Source organism: Streptomyces sp. NPDC037290, from assembly GCF_055603245.1.
Genome location: NZ_JBVJVZ010000002.1, coordinates 978,154 through 994,559, shown reverse-complemented (window position 1 = coordinate 994,559; position 16,406 = coordinate 978,154). Strand labels below are relative to the sequence as shown.

Below are 16,406 nucleotides of genomic sequence, written 5' to 3'. Positions count from 1 at the left end.
CTGCGTCTCTTGGGTGGGGGTTGTCTCCCGTCTCCTCACGGAAAAGGCGCGCAACCCCCCCGCTGCACACACGTGCACACAGGTGATGGACGCCGGCCTCGGCCGGCGCGGCGGTGGGCAGGTCCGGCGGAGCCGCCGCTCCAACTGGTCGCGGCAGGCGGGGTGTTCGGGCGCCACGACGCCGTCACGCACGCACATGCACCGGCCCGCGCCGACCCCCGTCCCCCGGACCGCCGAACCATTCCCTGCCCATGAAGCGCGAGGCACTCCTCCCCCACGAAAGGTCACCTCCGTGGCATACAAACAACTGGCGGGCCTGACCGCCGGTGCCGTCATCGTCGCCGCGGCCCTGCTGCCGCAGGCGGCGCAGGCCCGGACCGGCGCGGACGCCACCGCGGTCCGCTCCGCGACCAACCGCAGCACCGACGGCCGCGGGCAGCGGACGGTCGTCGTCTACCGCATACCCACGCACCACCCGCTGCGGGACGCTGAACGGCTCGCCGACGCCGGATACGACCTGCTCGAACGGCGCCAGGGCGACAGCCTCTTCGTCTCGGGTGACGCGGCGACGGCGACAGGGCTGCGGCGGCTCGGCTTCACCCCGGCGGTCGAGACCACGCTGACCGAGACCCTCCCCTCCCGCACCGTGAGACCGCACGCGCTGGGCGACACCTACGACGGTGGCTACCACACGGTCACCGGCCAGTACGCGCACATGGACCAGACGGTCTCCCAACACCCGGATCTGGCGAAGGAGGTGACGTACGGTCAGTCGTGGCTGAAGCAGCACGGGCAGGGCGGTCGCGACCTGAAGGCGATCTGCCTCACCAAGCTCCAGTCGAACGACTGCGCGCTCAGCCCTGGTTCGGCGAAGCCCAGGTTCTTCCTGATGAGCCAGATCCACGCCCGCGAACTGACCACCGGCGAAATGTCCTGGCGTTGGATCGACGCGCTGACCAGCGGCTACGGCAAGGACCCGGCGATCACCAAGCTGATGGACACCACCGAGATGTGGGTGGTGCCCGACGCCAACCCCGACGGCGTCGACATGGTCGCGCAAGGCGGGAACAACCCCGTCCTTCAGCGCAAGAACGCCGACGGCTCGCACGGCTCCCGATGCGGAGTGAGCGCCTACAGCCAGATCGGCGTCGACCTGAACCGCAACGCCGGCACCCACTGGCACGCCTCCGGCACCTCCAACGCGCCCTGCGACCAGACGTACGGCGGACCCACGAACGACTCCGAGGTGGAGAACTCCGCACTGGAGACGCTCTTCCGCGAGTTGTTCCCGGCGGTGCGCACGGGCACCGGCGACTCCGCCCCGGCGCCCTCCACCGCCAAGGGCATGATGATCACCCTGCACAGTGACGCGAGCATGGTGCTCTTCCCCTGGGAGTACTCCGCCTCCGTGCACACCGGCAACGACGCCGCCCTGCGCGCGCTCGCCGCCCACATGGCCTCGCTCACCGGTTACCAGTACGGCCAGGCCGGCGAGATCCTCTACAACGCCGCCGGCGGCACCGACGACTGGACCTACGACAAGCTCGGCCTCGCCAGCTTCACCATCGAGATCGGCGACAGCGACGGGGCCGGCTGCGACGGGTTCACGCCGCCGTACTCCTGCCAGGACAGCTACTTCTGGCCCAAGATCGAACCCGCCCTCCGCTACGCCGCCCAGCAGGCAGCAGCCCCCTACCGCACCACGTCCGACACCGGACGCTGACTCCGTCCGGTTCCACGACCACGCCCTACATGCCCAGCGCCTGGCAACGGGGCCCTGCTCCTCCTCTCCCCCCGTGACGGTGGTGCAGGACGAGCAGGGTCACGCGGTCAGCCTCGGGCCTGTTCACCGGAAGCGGTTGTGACCGTCCGCCGCGAGGTGGATCTTGGTGGTCAGCCCGCCGTGTGGCCGTCCGGGCGCACGGTCATCCGGCTCGCCGGCCGGAGCCCCTCTGCGGTGCCTGCTCGGCCGGGTCCGCCGCCAGGAACGGCCTGAGCAGGCCGAGCAGGGCCGCGGGCCGGTCCAGCGGGATGATGTGGCCGCAGTCCTCGATGACGTGGCCGGCCAAGTCGTCGGCGACGGGGCGAAGTTGCTGTGCGAGCACGCTGCCGACGGGATGGGCGCCGACGGCCAGAGTGGGCACCGTGAGCCGGTGCGAGCCGACGGCGTCCTGGATCTGCTGTGCGCTGGTGGGCAGGGCACGGTAGTACGAGAAGGCGCAGCGCAGGGCTTGCACTCCGGTGTAGGCGCGGACGAAGGCGGAGTGGAGGTCGGGGCGCACTCCACGGCCCAGGGTTCCGGAGTTGAGAAACCAGCCGATGTACCGCGCCTCGTGGCCGGCCAGCACCGATTCGGCGAGACCGGGCTCGGCGTGGAAGCCGAACCACCACGGTGCCCGGTTCCCGGGGAACCGCTCGGCCCCGGGCAGCCCGCCCAGCAGCGACTCCATGACGACCAGGCGCCGGACGAGGCCGGGGCGTCGCAGCGCGAGCAGGAAGGCGGGTGGGGTGCCCGCGTCGATGCCGACCACCGCCGCGGAGGTCTCTCCGAGGGCGGCGAGCAGGCTTTCGGCGTCGACGGCGAGGTTGGCGACGTCGTAGCCGTCGGCCGCGCGGCTGCTGGCGCCGAGCCCCCGCATGTCGGGGGCGATGACCCGGTGGCGCTGGGCGAGTTCGCCCATGACCTCGGTCCACAGTTGCCAGGTGTGGGGGAAGCCGTGCAGCAGCAGGACTGCGGGTCCTGCCCCGGCGAGTGCCACGTTGAGTTCGATGCCGTTGACCGGGACACGCCGCAGTTCGACCTCAGCGGGGTACCGGCCGGCGGAGGGGGACGCGAGGGCGGACACATGTTCTCCCTGTCGGTTACCAATGGTGACAAGGCCACCGTAGGTAAGTAGTGTGAAGGCGCCAAGACCGCACTTTCGCGACAGGTGGTGAGCTCCAGGTGACCTCCGGAACGGCGGGTGCCCGCGGTGACCTGTTCGACCCCGGGTGCCCGACCCGTCGTCTGCTGGACCGGATCGGCACCAAGTGGACGTCCATGGCGATCAAGGTGCTGGCCGAGGCGGCCCCGGACGAAGTGCGCTTCGCCGAGCTCCAGCGCCGGATGCCCGGCATCTCGCAGAAGATGCTCTCGGCGACCCTGCGCAACCTGACGCACGACGGTCTGGTCACCCGCCGGGTGGAGCCGGCGGTCCCGCCCCGTGTGCACTACAGGATCACCGAACTCGGCCTGTCCCTGGAGATCCCGCTCGCCATGGTCCGGGCGTGGGCCGAGGAACACATGGCCGAGATCGACCGCGCCCACGCGCTCCGTCACGAGGACGCCGAGGGGAGCTGACGGCGTGACCGGTGGGCTGCAGGTCCCCGGTCACCTCTGGCGCCTGGGCGGGGTGTGGATATCGAACAGCGAGCGCCGCTGCAGGCCGGCATGGCAGGGCGGTTGACCGGCGGTGACGAGTCCGAGATCGGTGAACACCTGGCTGTGCGCGTAACTCACTTCGGCATGTTCGAGGGCGAGCGGTTCATGCCACACCGAATAGCGCCCGGTGCCGCTCCCGTCCCGGCGGGCGTACCAGCCGAGAATGGGATCGATCAACACCCGGCTGGCTTCCGCGGCGTCGGCGAAGCCGGCGGGCACCGGCACCGGGCGTCCGGTTCCGCGTAGGGCGACGGAGGCCGATCCCCATCCACCCCGGACATCCAGCCGCCAGCTCGCGGGCTGCCCGGCGTTCGACCAGTCCGCGGCTATGCGAACGTCCTCGCGGCGCCAGGGCATCTTCCACACCGCGGCCGGCAGATGGACCAGCCTGCTGCCCAGCGAGGTGCCGAAGAACCAGACACCGGTCTGATCGCCGCGGCGAACGTAGGTGCGGTAGTTGACCTGACCCGCCGAGTGCCGGACCAGCGGGGCGAAGCGGAAGTGGAACCGCCGGTCGCGAAATCCCGCCAGGGACACCAGGGTCGAGCCGTCGCGTACATCGGGTTCGACTCCGGCCGGAAGCAGTGCCGCCACCCGGTCCGGGTCGGCCGCCCAGCTCACGAGGGCGAAGTCACCGAGGTCGGCCAGCGCGTGATGCCAGCGGACCGTTGGTCGTCGCTCCACAGCGTGCTCCGCTCTGTGTCCGCTTCAATGGGCAGGCTGCTCCTGGGGACGCGAGCCGGTGCGGGACCGGTTCACTGCTGGATCCTTTGATGTGCGCGGGCCCGGTTCGCGCACTGCCCGGTCCGCGCACTGCCCGGTTCACGCACTGCCCGGTCCGGGCCGAACACGCGGCGTCCCTCGGTTGCTGCGCGCCGCGCCGTCGGCATGCCACAGGCCCACAGGAGCAGGCCGGCCGGCCAGGCGTAGGCACTGTGCGGCATGCCGGTGACAGCCGACGACACGGCGCCGCCGCCGAAGACGGTGGCTGGCTGAGCCCCTGGTGACCCTGCACCCGTCCCGCCCGTGAGTTTTCTCAGGACCCTGGAGGGCGGGCGGATCAGCGCAGTCCGGCGAAGAGGTCGTTCTCGGGAACGGCCGCGCCGGTGGTGTCCTGGACACGTACGAAGGTCTCGACGCCCATCAATTCGGTGAACCTCTTCTGGCCCATCTTGAGGAAGAAGATGTTCTCGCCCTGGCTGGCGTGCGCGGCCAGCGCATCGAACTTCTGACCGCCGAACGCAGTGGTGTCCACCCAGGTGGTGATCTCCTCGTCGGGGAGTCCGATCTCGGCCATCGCGGCGGCCTCGGCCGGATCCGGCTCCTGCCAGTCCGCACCGAACTCGCGCATGGCCTCCCCGAACCGCTGCATCGCCGAGCGGGGCGCCGTCGTCCAGTACACCTTCGGCGTCTGCGCGGTCATCGCCAGGGCCGTCATCGTGATGCGGTTTGCCTGGATGTGGTCGGGGTGGCCGTAGAAGCCGTTCTCGTCATAGGTGACGACCACATCGGGTCGGTAGCGCGTCAGGAGTTCCGCGAGTCGGGCAGCGCCCTCCTCCACTGGGGTCTGCCAGAAGGATCCGGGGGCGTCGTTGGCCGGCCAGCCCATCATCCCGGAGTCGGCGTAGTCCAGCGTCTCCAGATGACTGACCTTCAGGATGTCGCAGCTCGACTCAAGTTCCTGACGCCGCATCAAGGCGACGGCCGCCGGATCGTGCCCCGGATCGCCCGGCTTGACACCCCCCGGTCCGTCACCGCAACTGCCGTCGGTACACGTCACGAGGACCGTGCGGATGCCCTCCGCCGCGTACCGCGCGAGGACACCTCCCGTCCCGGTGGCCTCATCGTCGGGGTGGGCGTGCACCGCCATGAGCGTCAAGGGCCGGTGATCCATGAAACAGTCCTCCTGTGTGAAAAAGCCTCGGTCCGAGTCTGCGGCAGACGTACGAGCGGTCGCGGCGATACCGGGTGACCGGACGTACCGCGGACCCGGAGCCCGGATCGCGCAGGGCCGGCGATCCTTCGGCCTCTCTGTTCCCCGCTGGCCTCTCTGTCCCCCGCCCGCACGGAGCCGGTTCCTCGGCCGGTGCAACGGTGCAGGCCGCATCGGTTGTTCCCGCGCGCATGGGAACCCCTGGGCCTTGGCCCTCCCCACTGGTTGGCCTGATCAGTCAACTGGGCGTCGGTGCTTGTCAGAAGCTGCCTCTAAAGTGATCAGCGGCGCCACGTCTGATTCGTTCGAACCCGGGGGAAGAGTGAGCAGCATGCGGCTGACGCGCGCATCCACGTGTTGGGTAAGCGCAGCAGTTGTCGTTCTCGGTGCATTGGCAGGATGCGGCAGCAACGGGAGCCACGGGACGCAACCGAAGGCCCTACCGTCGGTGTCGGCCCATCCGAGCGCGCCGTCACGACCGGTCCACGATCCGCCGGCGACGTTCGCCACCGGTCACTCCGTGCCACTGCCGGAACAGGCCATCGCCGGGCGCCTGACTGTGGGAGGGACGCTGAGTGCCCCCTTGCCGGTGGCCCTCTACAAGTCAACCGCCTTCGTTGCCACCACAACCCAGATGCAAGCCATGGACACCGCAACGGGTCGGACAACCGCGACAGTCACGCCTGAACGCACGCCTGTCGACACAGGCAACGGGTGGAACGACACCACCCACGCCGATGCCCCGTTGCTCGCGACTGCCCACGGCACCCCGACCGTCCTTGCTCCTTTTGTCGTGAAGGAGACCGGCACCGGGACGCAGGCAAGCCACACGGTGGTCGAGGTCACCGGTACCAACGCGGACACCGGCAAAGCCATCTGGCACCTCACACTGCGGCTGCCTGAATGGGCCACGGAAGACGACGCCGAGGCCTCAGCCATCGGCGCGGACAACGGCATCGCCGTCATCCGCGTCTCCACCTTCCACAACGATCACGCTGCCGCCTATGGCATCGACCTGAACGGTCCGCGCCAGGTGTGGAGCATTGACAAGTTCCAGGCGAGCGCAGTCACCGATCACTCTGTGGCGGGAGCACTGCTGGAAGACGACCTGGGCATTGACCAGCGGCCCGTCGGGTTCGACCTCGCCACCGGTAAACGACTCTGGCAGGGCCCCCTCGGCGATTCGGCGAGTGCGGACCCGGCGGGCCCGCACCAACTCCGCGTCCACGGCAAGGACTACGACAACGGACGCTACGACCGGCTCGCCGACCCCCGCACCGGCCGTACTCTGCACACCCTCCCGGCCGACCTCGCCGGCTCGACCTGCGCCTACGACGACCGGAGCATGCTCATCTGCTACGGCATGGGCGCCGCCTCCTACGTCGTCTACGGCCTGGACCCCTCCACCGGCAACGTGGCGTGGCAGCTCCCGGACAAGCAAGCCGACCGTATCGCTCCCGAAATCACCACGGCCTGGCATGGCCGGGTCTACGGCAAGACCGACAACGGCGCGGTCGCCCTCGACGCCCGCACGGGCAAGGACCTGCCAAGCCCAGGCGTCGCACCGCTCCTCGTCGACGAATCGGCGGGCATCGTCCTGAGCGACTCCAGCTTTCTTGCCTACCCCACCAGCGGCTGACCGATGAGGTGAGTTGTCGGTGGCGATGCGGCAGCGGGCGCTGCCCTGCCGCAAGCCGTCCGGGACCGCTTCTCCGGCACCGGACACCACCGTCATGGAGCCTTGGCGGAGGCGCTGCGGACGGCTCATGGAATCCCACCGGAATCACCACCGTCCCGGCTACCAGCGCCACCCGGCCCGATCCCGGCCGCACCTACCTGCGCGAAGACCAGGGAATGCCGTACCTCCTGGCCCTGGACCTCCGCCTCACCGGCCTGACACACCCCAGGCAGAAAGGATCATCATCAGCTGACCGAAACCCACCGAACCGCCGACGAAGGACAAGAGCCAGGCCGAAGGCACCGCAACGACAAACACCCGCCCCGGCCGAGAGCCGGAAGCGGGTGTCACTCTGTGTCCGAGGGGGGACTTGAACCCCCACGCCCGATAAAGGGCACTAGCACCTCAAGCTAGCGCGTCTGCCATTCCGCCACCCGGACTAGGTGCCTGCCGCCTTGCGGGGGGTGTTCCCCGCGGCGACATGGACAACAATACCAAGGTTTCGGAGTGCGTCTCACCTGCGTATCCGTCGCGTGGTGGCGGCCCGGAGACAGCCGGGCCACACATCGGAGGCAATGGTATACAGGATGCAATATCCTGCCTACACCCTGTGCGGTCAGCGCATAGCTGGTACTCGGGCGATGTTGGAGACGGGCCCGTCGAGCGGGGCCCGTACGGCCCTGCCGGGCGATGGTGCCGTCCAGGCGTGGGGCGCCGTCGATCGGGGTGCCGTCGACCGGTAGGTCGCCGAAGGGTCGTCGCTTACCCCCGTCACCCGGCGCCGAGTGTCTCCAGGACGAGCCGGGCCCGGGCCGTCTCGGTCGGCGTGCGGACGACCGGGTGCCCGGCCGGCGACCTGAGCCACGCCCCCGGATGTTCCCCCTCTACGATCTGCACACCGGTCGCCGGAGGGGGAACACCGTATGCACATCACGCCGTTGGACGCGCCGTCGGAGACGGCGGCCGAGGAGCCGGGGCGCCGGGTCACCACCCTGGAGCTCTTCTTCGACCTGGTCTTCGTCTTCACGCTCACCCAGCTCACCGTGCTGCTCGCGCACGACCTGTCCTTCGCCACGGCCGGCCGGGTGGCGCTGATCCTCGTCGTGCTGTTCTGGATGTACGGCGCCTACGCCTACCTCACCAACCAGGTGCCGCCCGACCGCCCCTCCCGGCGGCTGCTGCTGATGCTCGGCATGGCCGCGTTCCTGGTGTGCGCGCTGGCCATACCCCGGGTCTTCGAGGACACCGGCGTGGTCTTCGGTCTCGGCTTCCTGCTGGTGGTGGTCGTCCACACGGCCCTGTACACCCGCGGCCATGGCTGGGACTCCATCTGGTACGGCGTGTCCAACGCGCTCGCCGCCCTCTCGGTGACGGCCGCCGGGCTCGTCGACGGCCTTGCCGCGGACGGCCTGTGGCTGCTCGCGATCGCCCTGCAGGTCGTGACACCGCTGGTGGCCGAGCACGGGCCGGGACGCAGGGACGGGCGCAGTGCGGCGACGCTGCGGGTGCAGTTGGGCGCCCTCGACCCGGCGCATTTCGTGGAGCGGCACGGGCTGCTTCTGATCATCGCCTTCGGCGAGTCGGTGATCTCCATCGGGGTCGGCATCGGTGATCTGCCGCTCACGCCGGGGCTGTTCTTCGGTGCGTTCCTCGCGCTGGCCCTGTCGGTCGCGCTGTGGTGGACGTACTTCGTACGGGACGAGGAGGCGGCCGAGGCCGCGTTCCGGGCGACACCGCCGCCGGCTCGCTGGCGGCTGGCGATGAACGCCTACTACTACGCCTTCCTGCCGATGCTGCTCGGTATCGCGTACCTCGCGGCCGGCATCAAGACGACCCTGGGCCATCTGACCGAACACCCCCAGCCGGGGCCCGCGTTGGCGCTCGGAGGCGGGGTGGCCCTGTTCCTCGTGGGTGACGCGGCCTTCCGTGCGGCCCTGCGGCTACGGCCGGTTCGCCACCGCGCGGCCACCGCCCCGCTCGCCCTCGCCACCGCCGCGGCCGGCGTCCGCATGCCGGCCTATTGCGAACTCCTGCTGCTGGTGGGCGTGTTGGTGGGGATGCTGGCAGTGGAGGCCCGGTCCTGCGCGACGGCCCGGCCGATGGACGAACCCGTGTGATGCAGGACCCGTTTGCTCAGGACCCGCGTGATCGGGACCGGCGTGATCGGGACCCGCGTGATCGGGACCGGCGCGCTCAGGACCCGTTGCGCTCGAGGTAGGACTGGCGGGTGTGCTCGGTGTGGGAACGCATCAGGTGGGCGGCCCGTGCCGGGTCGTTGTGGACGATGGCGAGGATCAGTTCCCGGTGCTCGACCCACGACTGGCGCCCGCGCCGGCGGGCGACGGGCGTGAAGTACCAGCGGACCCGGCGGTCCACCTGGGCGGCGAGTCCGGCGAGGACCGCGTTGCCCGCCAGCTCCATGATCTTGGCGTGGAAGGCCGAGTTGAGGGCGACGGCGCGGTCCACGTCGTCGGCGGCGACGGCCTTCTCACCCTCGCCGCACAGCTCCTCCAGCGCGTTGACGCCCGGGGTGTCGGCGTGGAGTGCGGCCAGCCGGGCCGCCTCCGCCTCCAGCAGGGTGCGGACCGTGAGCAGCTGGTCGGCCTCCTCCTCGGTCGGCTCGTGGACGAAGGCGCCCTGCGCGGGCCGCAGATCGACCCAGCCCTCGGTGTTGAGCCGCTGCAACGCCTCGCGCACCGGTTGCCGGGAGACACCGAGGTGCCCGGCGAGTTCACTCTCGACCAGATGCTGGCCGGGCCCGAGCGCGCGGGTGGTGATGAGTTCCAGCAGCGCCTCGTAGACACGCTCGCGCAGCGGCCCGGGACGTTCCAGCTTCGGCACCGTCCCCTGCGGCAGTCCGGTCGACAACATCGCGGTCCCCCTCCTGGGCAGGTCTGGCGCGTACACGTACACGCTGGACGCTCAGCACCGATTGTCTTTTGTCTACAGTCTACGGTGCGCAAAATCCAGACCGCGGGCACCGACGTGGACTCACGGGCAGCGTACGACCTGCCCCGCGTACGACAGATTGCCGCCGAAGCCGAACAGCAGCACCGGATCCCCCGCGCTGAGCGCTCCCTGCTCGATCAGCTTGGAGAACGCGAGCGGCACACTGGCGGCCGAGGTGTTGCCGGATTCGGTGACATCGCGGGCGACCACCGCGTTGACGGCGCCGAGCTTCTCGGCCAGCGGTTCGACGATGCGCAGGTTGGCCTGGTGCAGAACGACGCCGGCGAGGTCCTCCGGGGCCACGCCGGCCTGCCGGCAGGCCCGGTGGGCGATGGCCGGCAGCTGGGTGGTGGCCCAGCGGTAGACGCTCTGTCCCTCCTGCGCGAACCGCGGAGGGGTGCCCTCGATGCGCACCGCGTGCCCCATCTCCGGCACCGACCCCCACAGCACCGGCCCGATCCCCGGCTCCTCCCCCGGCGGACACGCCTCGACGACGGCGGCCCCGGCGCCGTCGCCGACGAGGACGCAGGTGGTGCGGTCGGTCCAGTCGGTGACGTCGGACATCTTGTCGGCGCCGATGACCAGCGCACGGGTGGCCGCGCCGGCCCGGACGGTGTGGTCCGCGGTGGCGAGTGCGTGCGTGAACCCGGCGCATACCACGTTGACGTCCATCGCGGCGGGCTGCGGGATGCCGAGCCGGGCCGCGACCCGGGCTGCGGTGTTCGGGGAACGGTCGATCGCCGTGGAGGTGGCGACCAGCACCAGGTCGATGTCGCGGGGGGCCAGGCCGGCGGCGGCGAGCGCCTTGGCGGCGGCGTGCGCGGCGAGCTCGTCGACCGGCTCGTCGGGTCCGGCGATGTGCCGGGTGCGGATGCCGACCCGGCTGCGGATCCACTCGTCGCTCGTGTCGACCAGGCCCGCCAGGTCCTCATTGGTGAGCACCCGGGCGGGCTGGTAGTGGCCGATGGCGGCGATGCGCGAGCCGTTCATGGCGGGGGTCCCTCGTTTCCGTCGTGGCGGGGTCCACCAGTCTGATCAGTGACTCGCGAGTACGACGGCAGGTGAAGCCACAGGAATCGGGCGCCCGGGTTGTCGGCTTCGCTCAGGCCCTCGGACGCCCGATCACTCATCCCGTGAACAGCTGGGTCGCCTTGTGCACGAGTTCGTAGATCCCGTACGCGAGGGGTGCTCCCACCCACAGCCAGGCGAGGGTGATCAGGCCTCGCCGGCTAGGCGGGCTGCTGTCGCTGGGCATCCGCGGCCTCCCTCGGGGCGGGGACGTGATGACGGGTGTGGACGGGACGGACGAGTTCGTTGGCGACGAAACCGACGACGAGCAGGCCGATCATGATGCCGAACGACAGCCCGTACAGCGACGAGCCGTGCTTGCCGGCCTCCTTCTGCCGGTCGGCGATCCAGTTGACGATCAGCGGTCCGAGCACGCCGGCCGTGGACCAGGCGGTGAGCAGCCGGCCGTGGATGGCGCCGACCTGGTGGGTGCCGAAGAGGTCCTTCAGATAGGCGGGGACGGTCGCGAAGCCACCGCCGTAGAAGGAGAGGATCACCAGCGCGCAGAGCACGAACAGCGGCTTGGAGGAGTCCCCGAACAGGGCGATGAGCAGGTACATCAGCGCGCCGGCGCCGAGGTAGAGGCGGTAGATGTTCTTGCGGCCGATCAGGTCGGAGGCGGACGACCAGCCGATGCGGCCGGCCATGTTGGCGGCGGAGAGCAGGGCGACGAACCCGGCGGCCGCGGACGCCGACACCGGGGTGGAGCTGTCGGCGAAGAAGTCCGTGATCATCGGGGCGGCCTTCTCCAGGATGCCGATGCCGGCGGTCACGTTCATGCAGAGCACGATCCACAGGCACCAGAACTGCGGGGTGCGCACCGCGTTGCGTGCGGAGACCTGCACGCCCTCGACGGCGCTCGGCGCGCTCTCGACCGGCCTGTCGGTGCGCGGGACCCGGACCAGCAGGACGCCGAGGGTCATGAAGACGGCGTACGACAGCCCGTGCACCAGGAAGGCGAGGGCGATGCCATCGTTGTCGGAGCCGAAGGACGCGAGCATCTGCGCGGACCAGGGCGAGGCGATCAGCGCACCGCCGCCGAAGCCCATGATGGCGATGCCGGTGGCCATGCCGGGCCGGTCGGGGAACCACTTGATGAGGGTGGAGACGGGCGAGATGTACCCGATGCCGAGGCCGATCCCGCCGACGAAGCCGTAGCCGAGGACGATCAGCCAGTAGTGCCTGGTCTCGGCGCCGAGCGCGGAGAGCAGGAAGCCGGCGGAGAAGCAGACGAGGGCGACGGTCATCGCCCAGCGCGGCCCGTTGCGCTCGACGAGCGTGCCGCCGAACGCGGCCGACAGTCCGAGCATCACGATCGCCAGTTGGAAGGGCAGCGCGCTCTGGGTGCCGTCGAGGTGCAGGGCGGATTCGAGCGGCGGCTTGAAGACGGACCAGGCGTAGGCCTGGCCGATGGAGAGGTGGACGGAGAGGGCGGCGGGCGGGACCAGCCAGCGGCTCCAGCCCACGGGTGCGACAGGGGGGCTGCTCATGACGCCGGACGGTACGGCGGGGCGCGGGAGTTGAGAAGGCGCCGCGTCGACCGTATGCGATGAACGGTAGGCGGAATGCGGTGGGCGGTCGACGCAGGAACCCTTGCCTGCGGCCGACTCCATACTGTAGACAATATTTCGTCGACAGGATTCAGTCGAGGCGCGTCCGGAGCGATTCCCTCCCCCATCTCCGCGGTCTCCCTCAAAACCGAACGGAGTGCTCCCGTGAAAGTGGCGGTTCTCGGCGCCGGCGCCATCGGCGCCTACGTCGATGCCGCGCTCCACACGGGTGCGCGTGCTCAGCCCGCGCGGCGACTTCACCGCGCATCCCCACGACACCGGTGGTCCTGGCGAGGTCGGCCCGGCGGACTACGTCTACCTGGGCCTGAAGGCCAACGTGTACGCGACGTGCGGGCCGCTGATCGCTCCGCTGCTGCACGAGCGCCCCGCGGTGGTGGCCGCGCAGAGCGGTATCCCCTGTGGTACTTCCACCCGCCACGGCGGCCCCTACGACGACCACCGCCGGACGGGGGCGCTGTCGTTCAGGTCGGAGTCCGACATGCGGGCGGCGGGTACCTGGGACGAGTCCCGGCAGACGGAGACGACCACGGTGTGCGCCTACTGCGGAGTGGGCTGCAGCCTCACGCTCCATGTGCAGGACAATGAGATCGTGAAGGTCACCTCGCCACACGACAACCCGGTGACCCACGGCACTCTCTGCATCAAGGGCCGTTTCGGCTACCAGCACGTACAGAACCGGGGCTGATCAGGACATGGGACGAGTCACGGAACGACGCAAGGTCCTCCGCATCCGGGACGGGGCGGTCTCCACCCGGCCGGACACGCTCGTCGCCGAGGAGCCCCTGGAGATCCGGCTGAACGGCAAGCCGCTCGCGATCACCATGCGTACGCCTGGCGACGACTTCGCGCTGGCGGCGGGGTTCCTGGTGAGCGAGGGTGTACTGGCGACTGCATACGATCTGCAGAACATCGTCTACTGTGCCGGCGCGACCGTGGACGGTTCGAACACCTACAACGTCGTCGACGTGAGGACGGCGCCCGGCGTCACCCTCCCGGACTTCACCCTGGAGCGGAACGTCTACACCTCCTCCTCGTGCGGCCTGTGCGGCAAGGCCAGCCTGGACGCGGTACGGACCACCGCCCGGTTCCCGATCGCCGACACTCCCCCGGTCCGGGTCAGCCCCGAGCTGCTGGCGAGCCTCCCCGACCGGCTGCGGGCGGCCCAGCGGGTGTTCGACCGGACGGGGGGCCTGCACGCGGCGGCCCTGTTCACCGAGGCCGGCGAGCTGCTGGACATACGGGAGGACGTGGGCCGCCACAACGCGGTCGACAAGCTGGTCGGCCGCGCCCTGCAGAACGGTGACCTGCCCCTGTCCCGCACGGTCCTGCTGGTCTCCGGCCGGGCCTCCTTCGAGCTGGCGCAGAAGGCGGTCATGGCCGGCATCCCGGTCCTGGCGGCGGTCTCGGCGCCGTCCTCGCTGGCCGTGGACCTGGCCGCCGAGGCGGGTCTGACCCTGGTGGGTTTCCTGCGGGGCAGTTCGATGAACGTGTACGCGGGCGAGGACCGCATCACCCTGCGGGAGGCGGCCGCCCAGGGCTGAACATCCCCCCGCGGCACGGCGGCGGGGCCCGGTCGGCGGGGAGCGCCCCCTGCACTGCCGGGCCCCACGCACTCGGACCTCTCGCCGAGGATGCGGATCGGCAGGTCACCGGGGAGCGGATCGCCGTGGCCGGGCGACCGCTCGCCGTCGGGGGCGGTGAGCGTGGCGGGACGCCGGTCCGAGGGGTCAGGCAGGGGTGAGGCGTACGTCGGCGGCGCTGACGACAGTGCCCAGCCTGGGGAAGTCGAGGCGGACGGACGCCTCGTGCTCGGCGGCGGTGAAGGCGGCCATGGCGTCCTCGGCGAAGACGAGGCCGTAGCCGAGGTCGGCGGCGGCGCGGGCGGTGGACTCGACGCCGAGGTTGGTGGCGATGCCGCCGAACACCAGGGTGCGGACGCCGCGTTCGCGCAGCCGTTCGTCCAGACCGGTGCCCTGGAAGGCGCCGATGGTCCGCTTGACGACCTCCAGGTCGCCGCTCGCCGCGAGGCCGGGGACGAGGGCGCTGCCGGGCGGCTGTTCGGCGAGCGAGGGGCGTTCGACCCGGACGAGGACGACGGGTGCCCCGGCGGCGCGGAAGGTGCGCGCCAGCTCCTCGGCGGTGGACAGCACGTCGGTGCCTTTGCGGGGTTCCAGGGGCAGCGCGACGATGCGTTCCATCAGGTCGACGAGGATCAGGGCGGTGCGCTGCGGATCGAGCACGGGAGCTGCGGTCATGACGGAACGTTAGCCGCCGTCAGCCGTCCGTGCCGGAAATCCGGGTCAACAGTCCCATGAACTGATCGCGTTCGGCGGCAGACAGGGGGGCGAGCAGTTCGTCGTTGGCCGCGCGGGCGGCCTTCTCGCAGCGCCCGAGGAGGCGGGCGCCGTCGTCGGTGAGGGTCACGGCGTTCTTGCGCCGGTCCCTGGGGTCGGGGGCGCGCTCGACGTGACCTGCGGACTGCAGGTCGTTGAGCACGCCGACGAGGTCCTTGGGGTCCAGGCCCACGCTGCGGCCGAGGTCGGCCTGGGCGACGGGCTGGAGGTCGCGGACGGCGGAGAGGACCACGTGGTGCCACATCTTCTGTCCTTCGGCCGCGAGGGCGTCGGCGACCAGGGCGCGCCCCCGGGCGGCGGCGCGGCCGAGGAGCCAGCTGGGCAGGGAGCGGATCACGGGCAGGGGGGCTTCGGCCATACGGGCAGGGTATCCCGAGAATCGTTGGACGTCCCAACGAACATCGGCTACCGTTGGGGCTCCCAACGAATTCATGGGTATTCCCAACGATCGACGTGCCGGGGTGTGACCGGCCTTGGAGGTGTGCGATGGAGAGGCGTGCGATGCGTCGCGTCCGCTACGAATCCACCGGCGGCCCGCTGTTCCTGGAGGAGGCCCCGGTCCCGGTACCCGGCCCCTGGGAGCTGCTGGTGCGCTGCGAGGCCGTCGGCGTCACCCTGCCCGTGGTCCGCAAGGTCACCGAGGCCGCCGAGCCCATCCCGCTCGGCGGGGAGATCGCCGGCGAGGTGGTGGCGGTCGGCGAGGGTGTGACCCGGTTCCGGCCGGGCGACCGGGTGACCGGGCTGTGCTTCGGGCACGGGTATGCCGACTTCGCCCTGCTGCACGAGGCCATGGCCTCGCCGATACCGGACGGCGCGGGTGCCGTGGACGCCATCGCGCTGGTGCGCAGCGGCCTGGTGGCGCTCGGGGCGCTGGAGGCGGCGCGGCCGGTGCCGGGTGAGGCGGTGCTCGTCACGGCGGCGGCGAGCGGAGTCGGGCACCTCGCCGTACAGCTGGCGCGGGTGCGGGGTGCGGGGCGGGTGGTGGGGGCCGTGTCCGGGCCGGGCAAGGCGGACTTCGTCCGCGCGCTCGGCGCGGACGACTGTGTTCAGTATGCCGACGACAGCTGGGGGGATCCCGTCGACTGTGTCCTGGATGCCGTCGGCGGTGACCTGCTCACCCCCGCCCTCGCCGCCCTCGCCCCGCACGGCCGGCTCGTCGCCTACAGTTCCGGCGGCGGCACCCTCCAGGCGTACGACCTGCTGGTCGGCGCCAAGTCGGTGATCGGATTCCAGATGGCCCTGATCGCCCGCGGCCGGCCCGACCTGTACGAGCAGTGGCGCCAGGAGCTGTGGCGGCTGTTCACCGAGGGCGCCCTGAGGCCCGCCGTGCACGCCGAGTTCGCTTTGGAGGACACGGTGAGGGCACACGAGGTGATCGAGCGGCGGGCCAACCTCGGCAAGGTCGTACTGCGCCCGTAGGCCGTTCGCGTGT

At 70.8% G+C, this 16,406-nt stretch carries 15 protein-coding genes, 1 tRNA gene and 2 pseudogenes; 8 read left to right on the top strand and 10 right to left on the bottom strand.

Annotation, left to right across the window (positions count from 1 at the left end):
- Positions 1 to 292 precede the first annotated feature (292 nt).
- A complete protein-coding gene (locus ACZ7HQ_RS10260; protein WP_470986987.1) occupies positions 293 to 1,723 on the top strand; it encodes a M14 family zinc carboxypeptidase in 1,431 nt (476 codons plus the stop codon).
- A 202-nt stretch (positions 1,724 to 1,925) separates the two neighbouring features.
- Here ACZ7HQ_RS10260 and ACZ7HQ_RS10255 read toward each other — a convergent pair whose 3' ends face one another.
- Complete coding sequence (locus tag ACZ7HQ_RS10255) at positions 1,926 to 2,846, bottom strand: alpha/beta fold hydrolase (RefSeq protein ID WP_470986986.1); 921 nt, start codon at positions 2,844 to 2,846, stop codon at positions 1,926 to 1,928.
- 98 nt (positions 2,847 to 2,944) lie between these two features.
- On the opposite strand from ACZ7HQ_RS10255, the gene ACZ7HQ_RS10250 reads away from it, so the two are divergent.
- Entirely contained in the window at positions 2,945 to 3,340 is a 396-nt protein-coding gene (locus ACZ7HQ_RS10250) for a winged helix-turn-helix transcriptional regulator (RefSeq protein WP_470986985.1), read from the top strand.
- Positions 3,341 to 3,370: 30 nt separating this feature from the next.
- On the opposite strand, the gene ACZ7HQ_RS10245 is transcribed toward ACZ7HQ_RS10250, so the two are convergent.
- Positions 3,371 to 4,105: a DUF2071 domain-containing protein gene (locus ACZ7HQ_RS10245; RefSeq protein WP_470986983.1), complete on the bottom strand. Its 735-nt coding sequence runs from the start codon at positions 4,103 to 4,105 to the stop codon at positions 3,371 to 3,373.
- A gap of 376 nt (positions 4,106 to 4,481) precedes the next feature.
- Positions 4,482 to 5,315 (bottom strand): PIG-L family deacetylase, encoded by an 834-nt coding sequence (locus ACZ7HQ_RS10240; protein ID WP_470986982.1) that lies wholly within the window; start codon positions 5,313 to 5,315, stop codon positions 4,482 to 4,484.
- Between the two features lie 559 nt (positions 5,316 to 5,874).
- Between ACZ7HQ_RS10240 and ACZ7HQ_RS10235 the strand changes: the two genes are divergently transcribed.
- Positions 5,875 to 6,993: an outer membrane protein assembly factor BamB family protein gene (locus ACZ7HQ_RS10235; protein WP_470986980.1), complete on the top strand. Its 1,119-nt coding sequence runs from the start codon at positions 5,875 to 5,877 to the stop codon at positions 6,991 to 6,993.
- A gap of 394 nt (positions 6,994 to 7,387) precedes the next feature.
- Here the strand turns inward: ACZ7HQ_RS10235 and ACZ7HQ_RS10230 are convergent.
- A tRNA-Leu gene (locus ACZ7HQ_RS10230) sits at positions 7,388 to 7,472 on the bottom strand.
- Between the two features lie 483 nt (positions 7,473 to 7,955).
- Between ACZ7HQ_RS10230 and ACZ7HQ_RS10225 the strand changes: the two genes are divergently transcribed.
- Positions 7,956 to 9,149 (top strand): low temperature requirement protein A, encoded by a 1,194-nt coding sequence (locus ACZ7HQ_RS10225; protein WP_470986979.1) that lies wholly within the window; start codon positions 7,956 to 7,958, stop codon positions 9,147 to 9,149.
- Between the two features lie 76 nt (positions 9,150 to 9,225).
- Here the strand turns inward: ACZ7HQ_RS10225 and ACZ7HQ_RS10220 are convergent, their stop codons facing one another.
- The 4 genes from ACZ7HQ_RS10220 to ACZ7HQ_RS10205 form a co-directional block, all read right to left on the bottom strand.
- A complete protein-coding gene (locus ACZ7HQ_RS10220) occupies positions 9,226 to 9,903 on the bottom strand; it encodes a GntR family transcriptional regulator (RefSeq protein WP_470986977.1) in 678 nt (225 codons plus the stop codon).
- Positions 9,904 to 10,023: 120 nt separating this feature from the next.
- Positions 10,024 to 10,971 (bottom strand): beta-ketoacyl-ACP synthase III, encoded by a 948-nt coding sequence (locus ACZ7HQ_RS10215; RefSeq protein ID WP_470986975.1) that lies wholly within the window; start codon positions 10,969 to 10,971, stop codon positions 10,024 to 10,026.
- A gap of 136 nt (positions 10,972 to 11,107) precedes the next feature.
- Positions 11,108 to 11,236, bottom strand: a complete 129-nt coding sequence (locus ACZ7HQ_RS10210) for an MFS transporter small subunit (protein ID WP_470986974.1) — start codon at positions 11,234 to 11,236, stop codon at positions 11,108 to 11,110.
- Complete coding sequence (locus tag ACZ7HQ_RS10205; protein WP_470986973.1) at positions 11,211 to 12,539, bottom strand: OFA family MFS transporter; 1,329 nt, start codon at positions 12,537 to 12,539, stop codon at positions 11,211 to 11,213. Before ACZ7HQ_RS10205 ends, ACZ7HQ_RS10210 begins: the two co-directional genes overlap by 26 nt.
- Positions 12,540 to 12,764: 225 nt before the next feature.
- Here ACZ7HQ_RS10205 and ACZ7HQ_RS10200 point away from each other — a divergent pair.
- From ACZ7HQ_RS10200 to fdhD, 3 genes and pseudogenes are all read left to right on the top strand, one after another.
- A pseudogene (locus ACZ7HQ_RS10200) lies at positions 12,765 to 13,062 on the top strand (oxidoreductase); the annotation flags it as partial.
- Positions 13,063 to 13,305 (top strand): annotated as a pseudogene (locus tag ACZ7HQ_RS10195) (2Fe-2S iron-sulfur cluster-binding protein); the annotation flags it as partial.
- Between the two features lie 7 nt (positions 13,306 to 13,312).
- Complete coding sequence (gene fdhD / locus ACZ7HQ_RS10190) at positions 13,313 to 14,161, top strand: formate dehydrogenase accessory sulfurtransferase FdhD (RefSeq protein ID WP_470986971.1); 849 nt, start codon at positions 13,313 to 13,315, stop codon at positions 14,159 to 14,161.
- 186 nt (positions 14,162 to 14,347) lie between these two features.
- Here fdhD and ACZ7HQ_RS10185 read toward each other — a convergent pair whose 3' ends face one another.
- Together ACZ7HQ_RS10185 and ACZ7HQ_RS10180 are read right to left on the bottom strand one after the other, a co-directional pair.
- Positions 14,348 to 14,875, bottom strand: a complete 528-nt coding sequence (locus tag ACZ7HQ_RS10185) for an isochorismatase family protein (RefSeq protein WP_470986970.1) — start codon at positions 14,873 to 14,875, stop codon at positions 14,348 to 14,350.
- Between the two features lie 19 nt (positions 14,876 to 14,894).
- Positions 14,895 to 15,332: a MarR family winged helix-turn-helix transcriptional regulator gene (locus tag ACZ7HQ_RS10180; protein ID WP_470986968.1), complete on the bottom strand. Its 438-nt coding sequence runs from the start codon at positions 15,330 to 15,332 to the stop codon at positions 14,895 to 14,897.
- A gap of 143 nt (positions 15,333 to 15,475) precedes the next feature.
- On the opposite strand from ACZ7HQ_RS10180, the gene ACZ7HQ_RS10175 reads away from it, so the two are divergent.
- Positions 15,476 to 16,393: a quinone oxidoreductase family protein gene (locus tag ACZ7HQ_RS10175; protein ID WP_470986967.1), complete on the top strand. Its 918-nt coding sequence runs from the start codon at positions 15,476 to 15,478 to the stop codon at positions 16,391 to 16,393.
- The last annotated feature ends 13 nt before the right edge of the window (positions 16,394 to 16,406 follow it).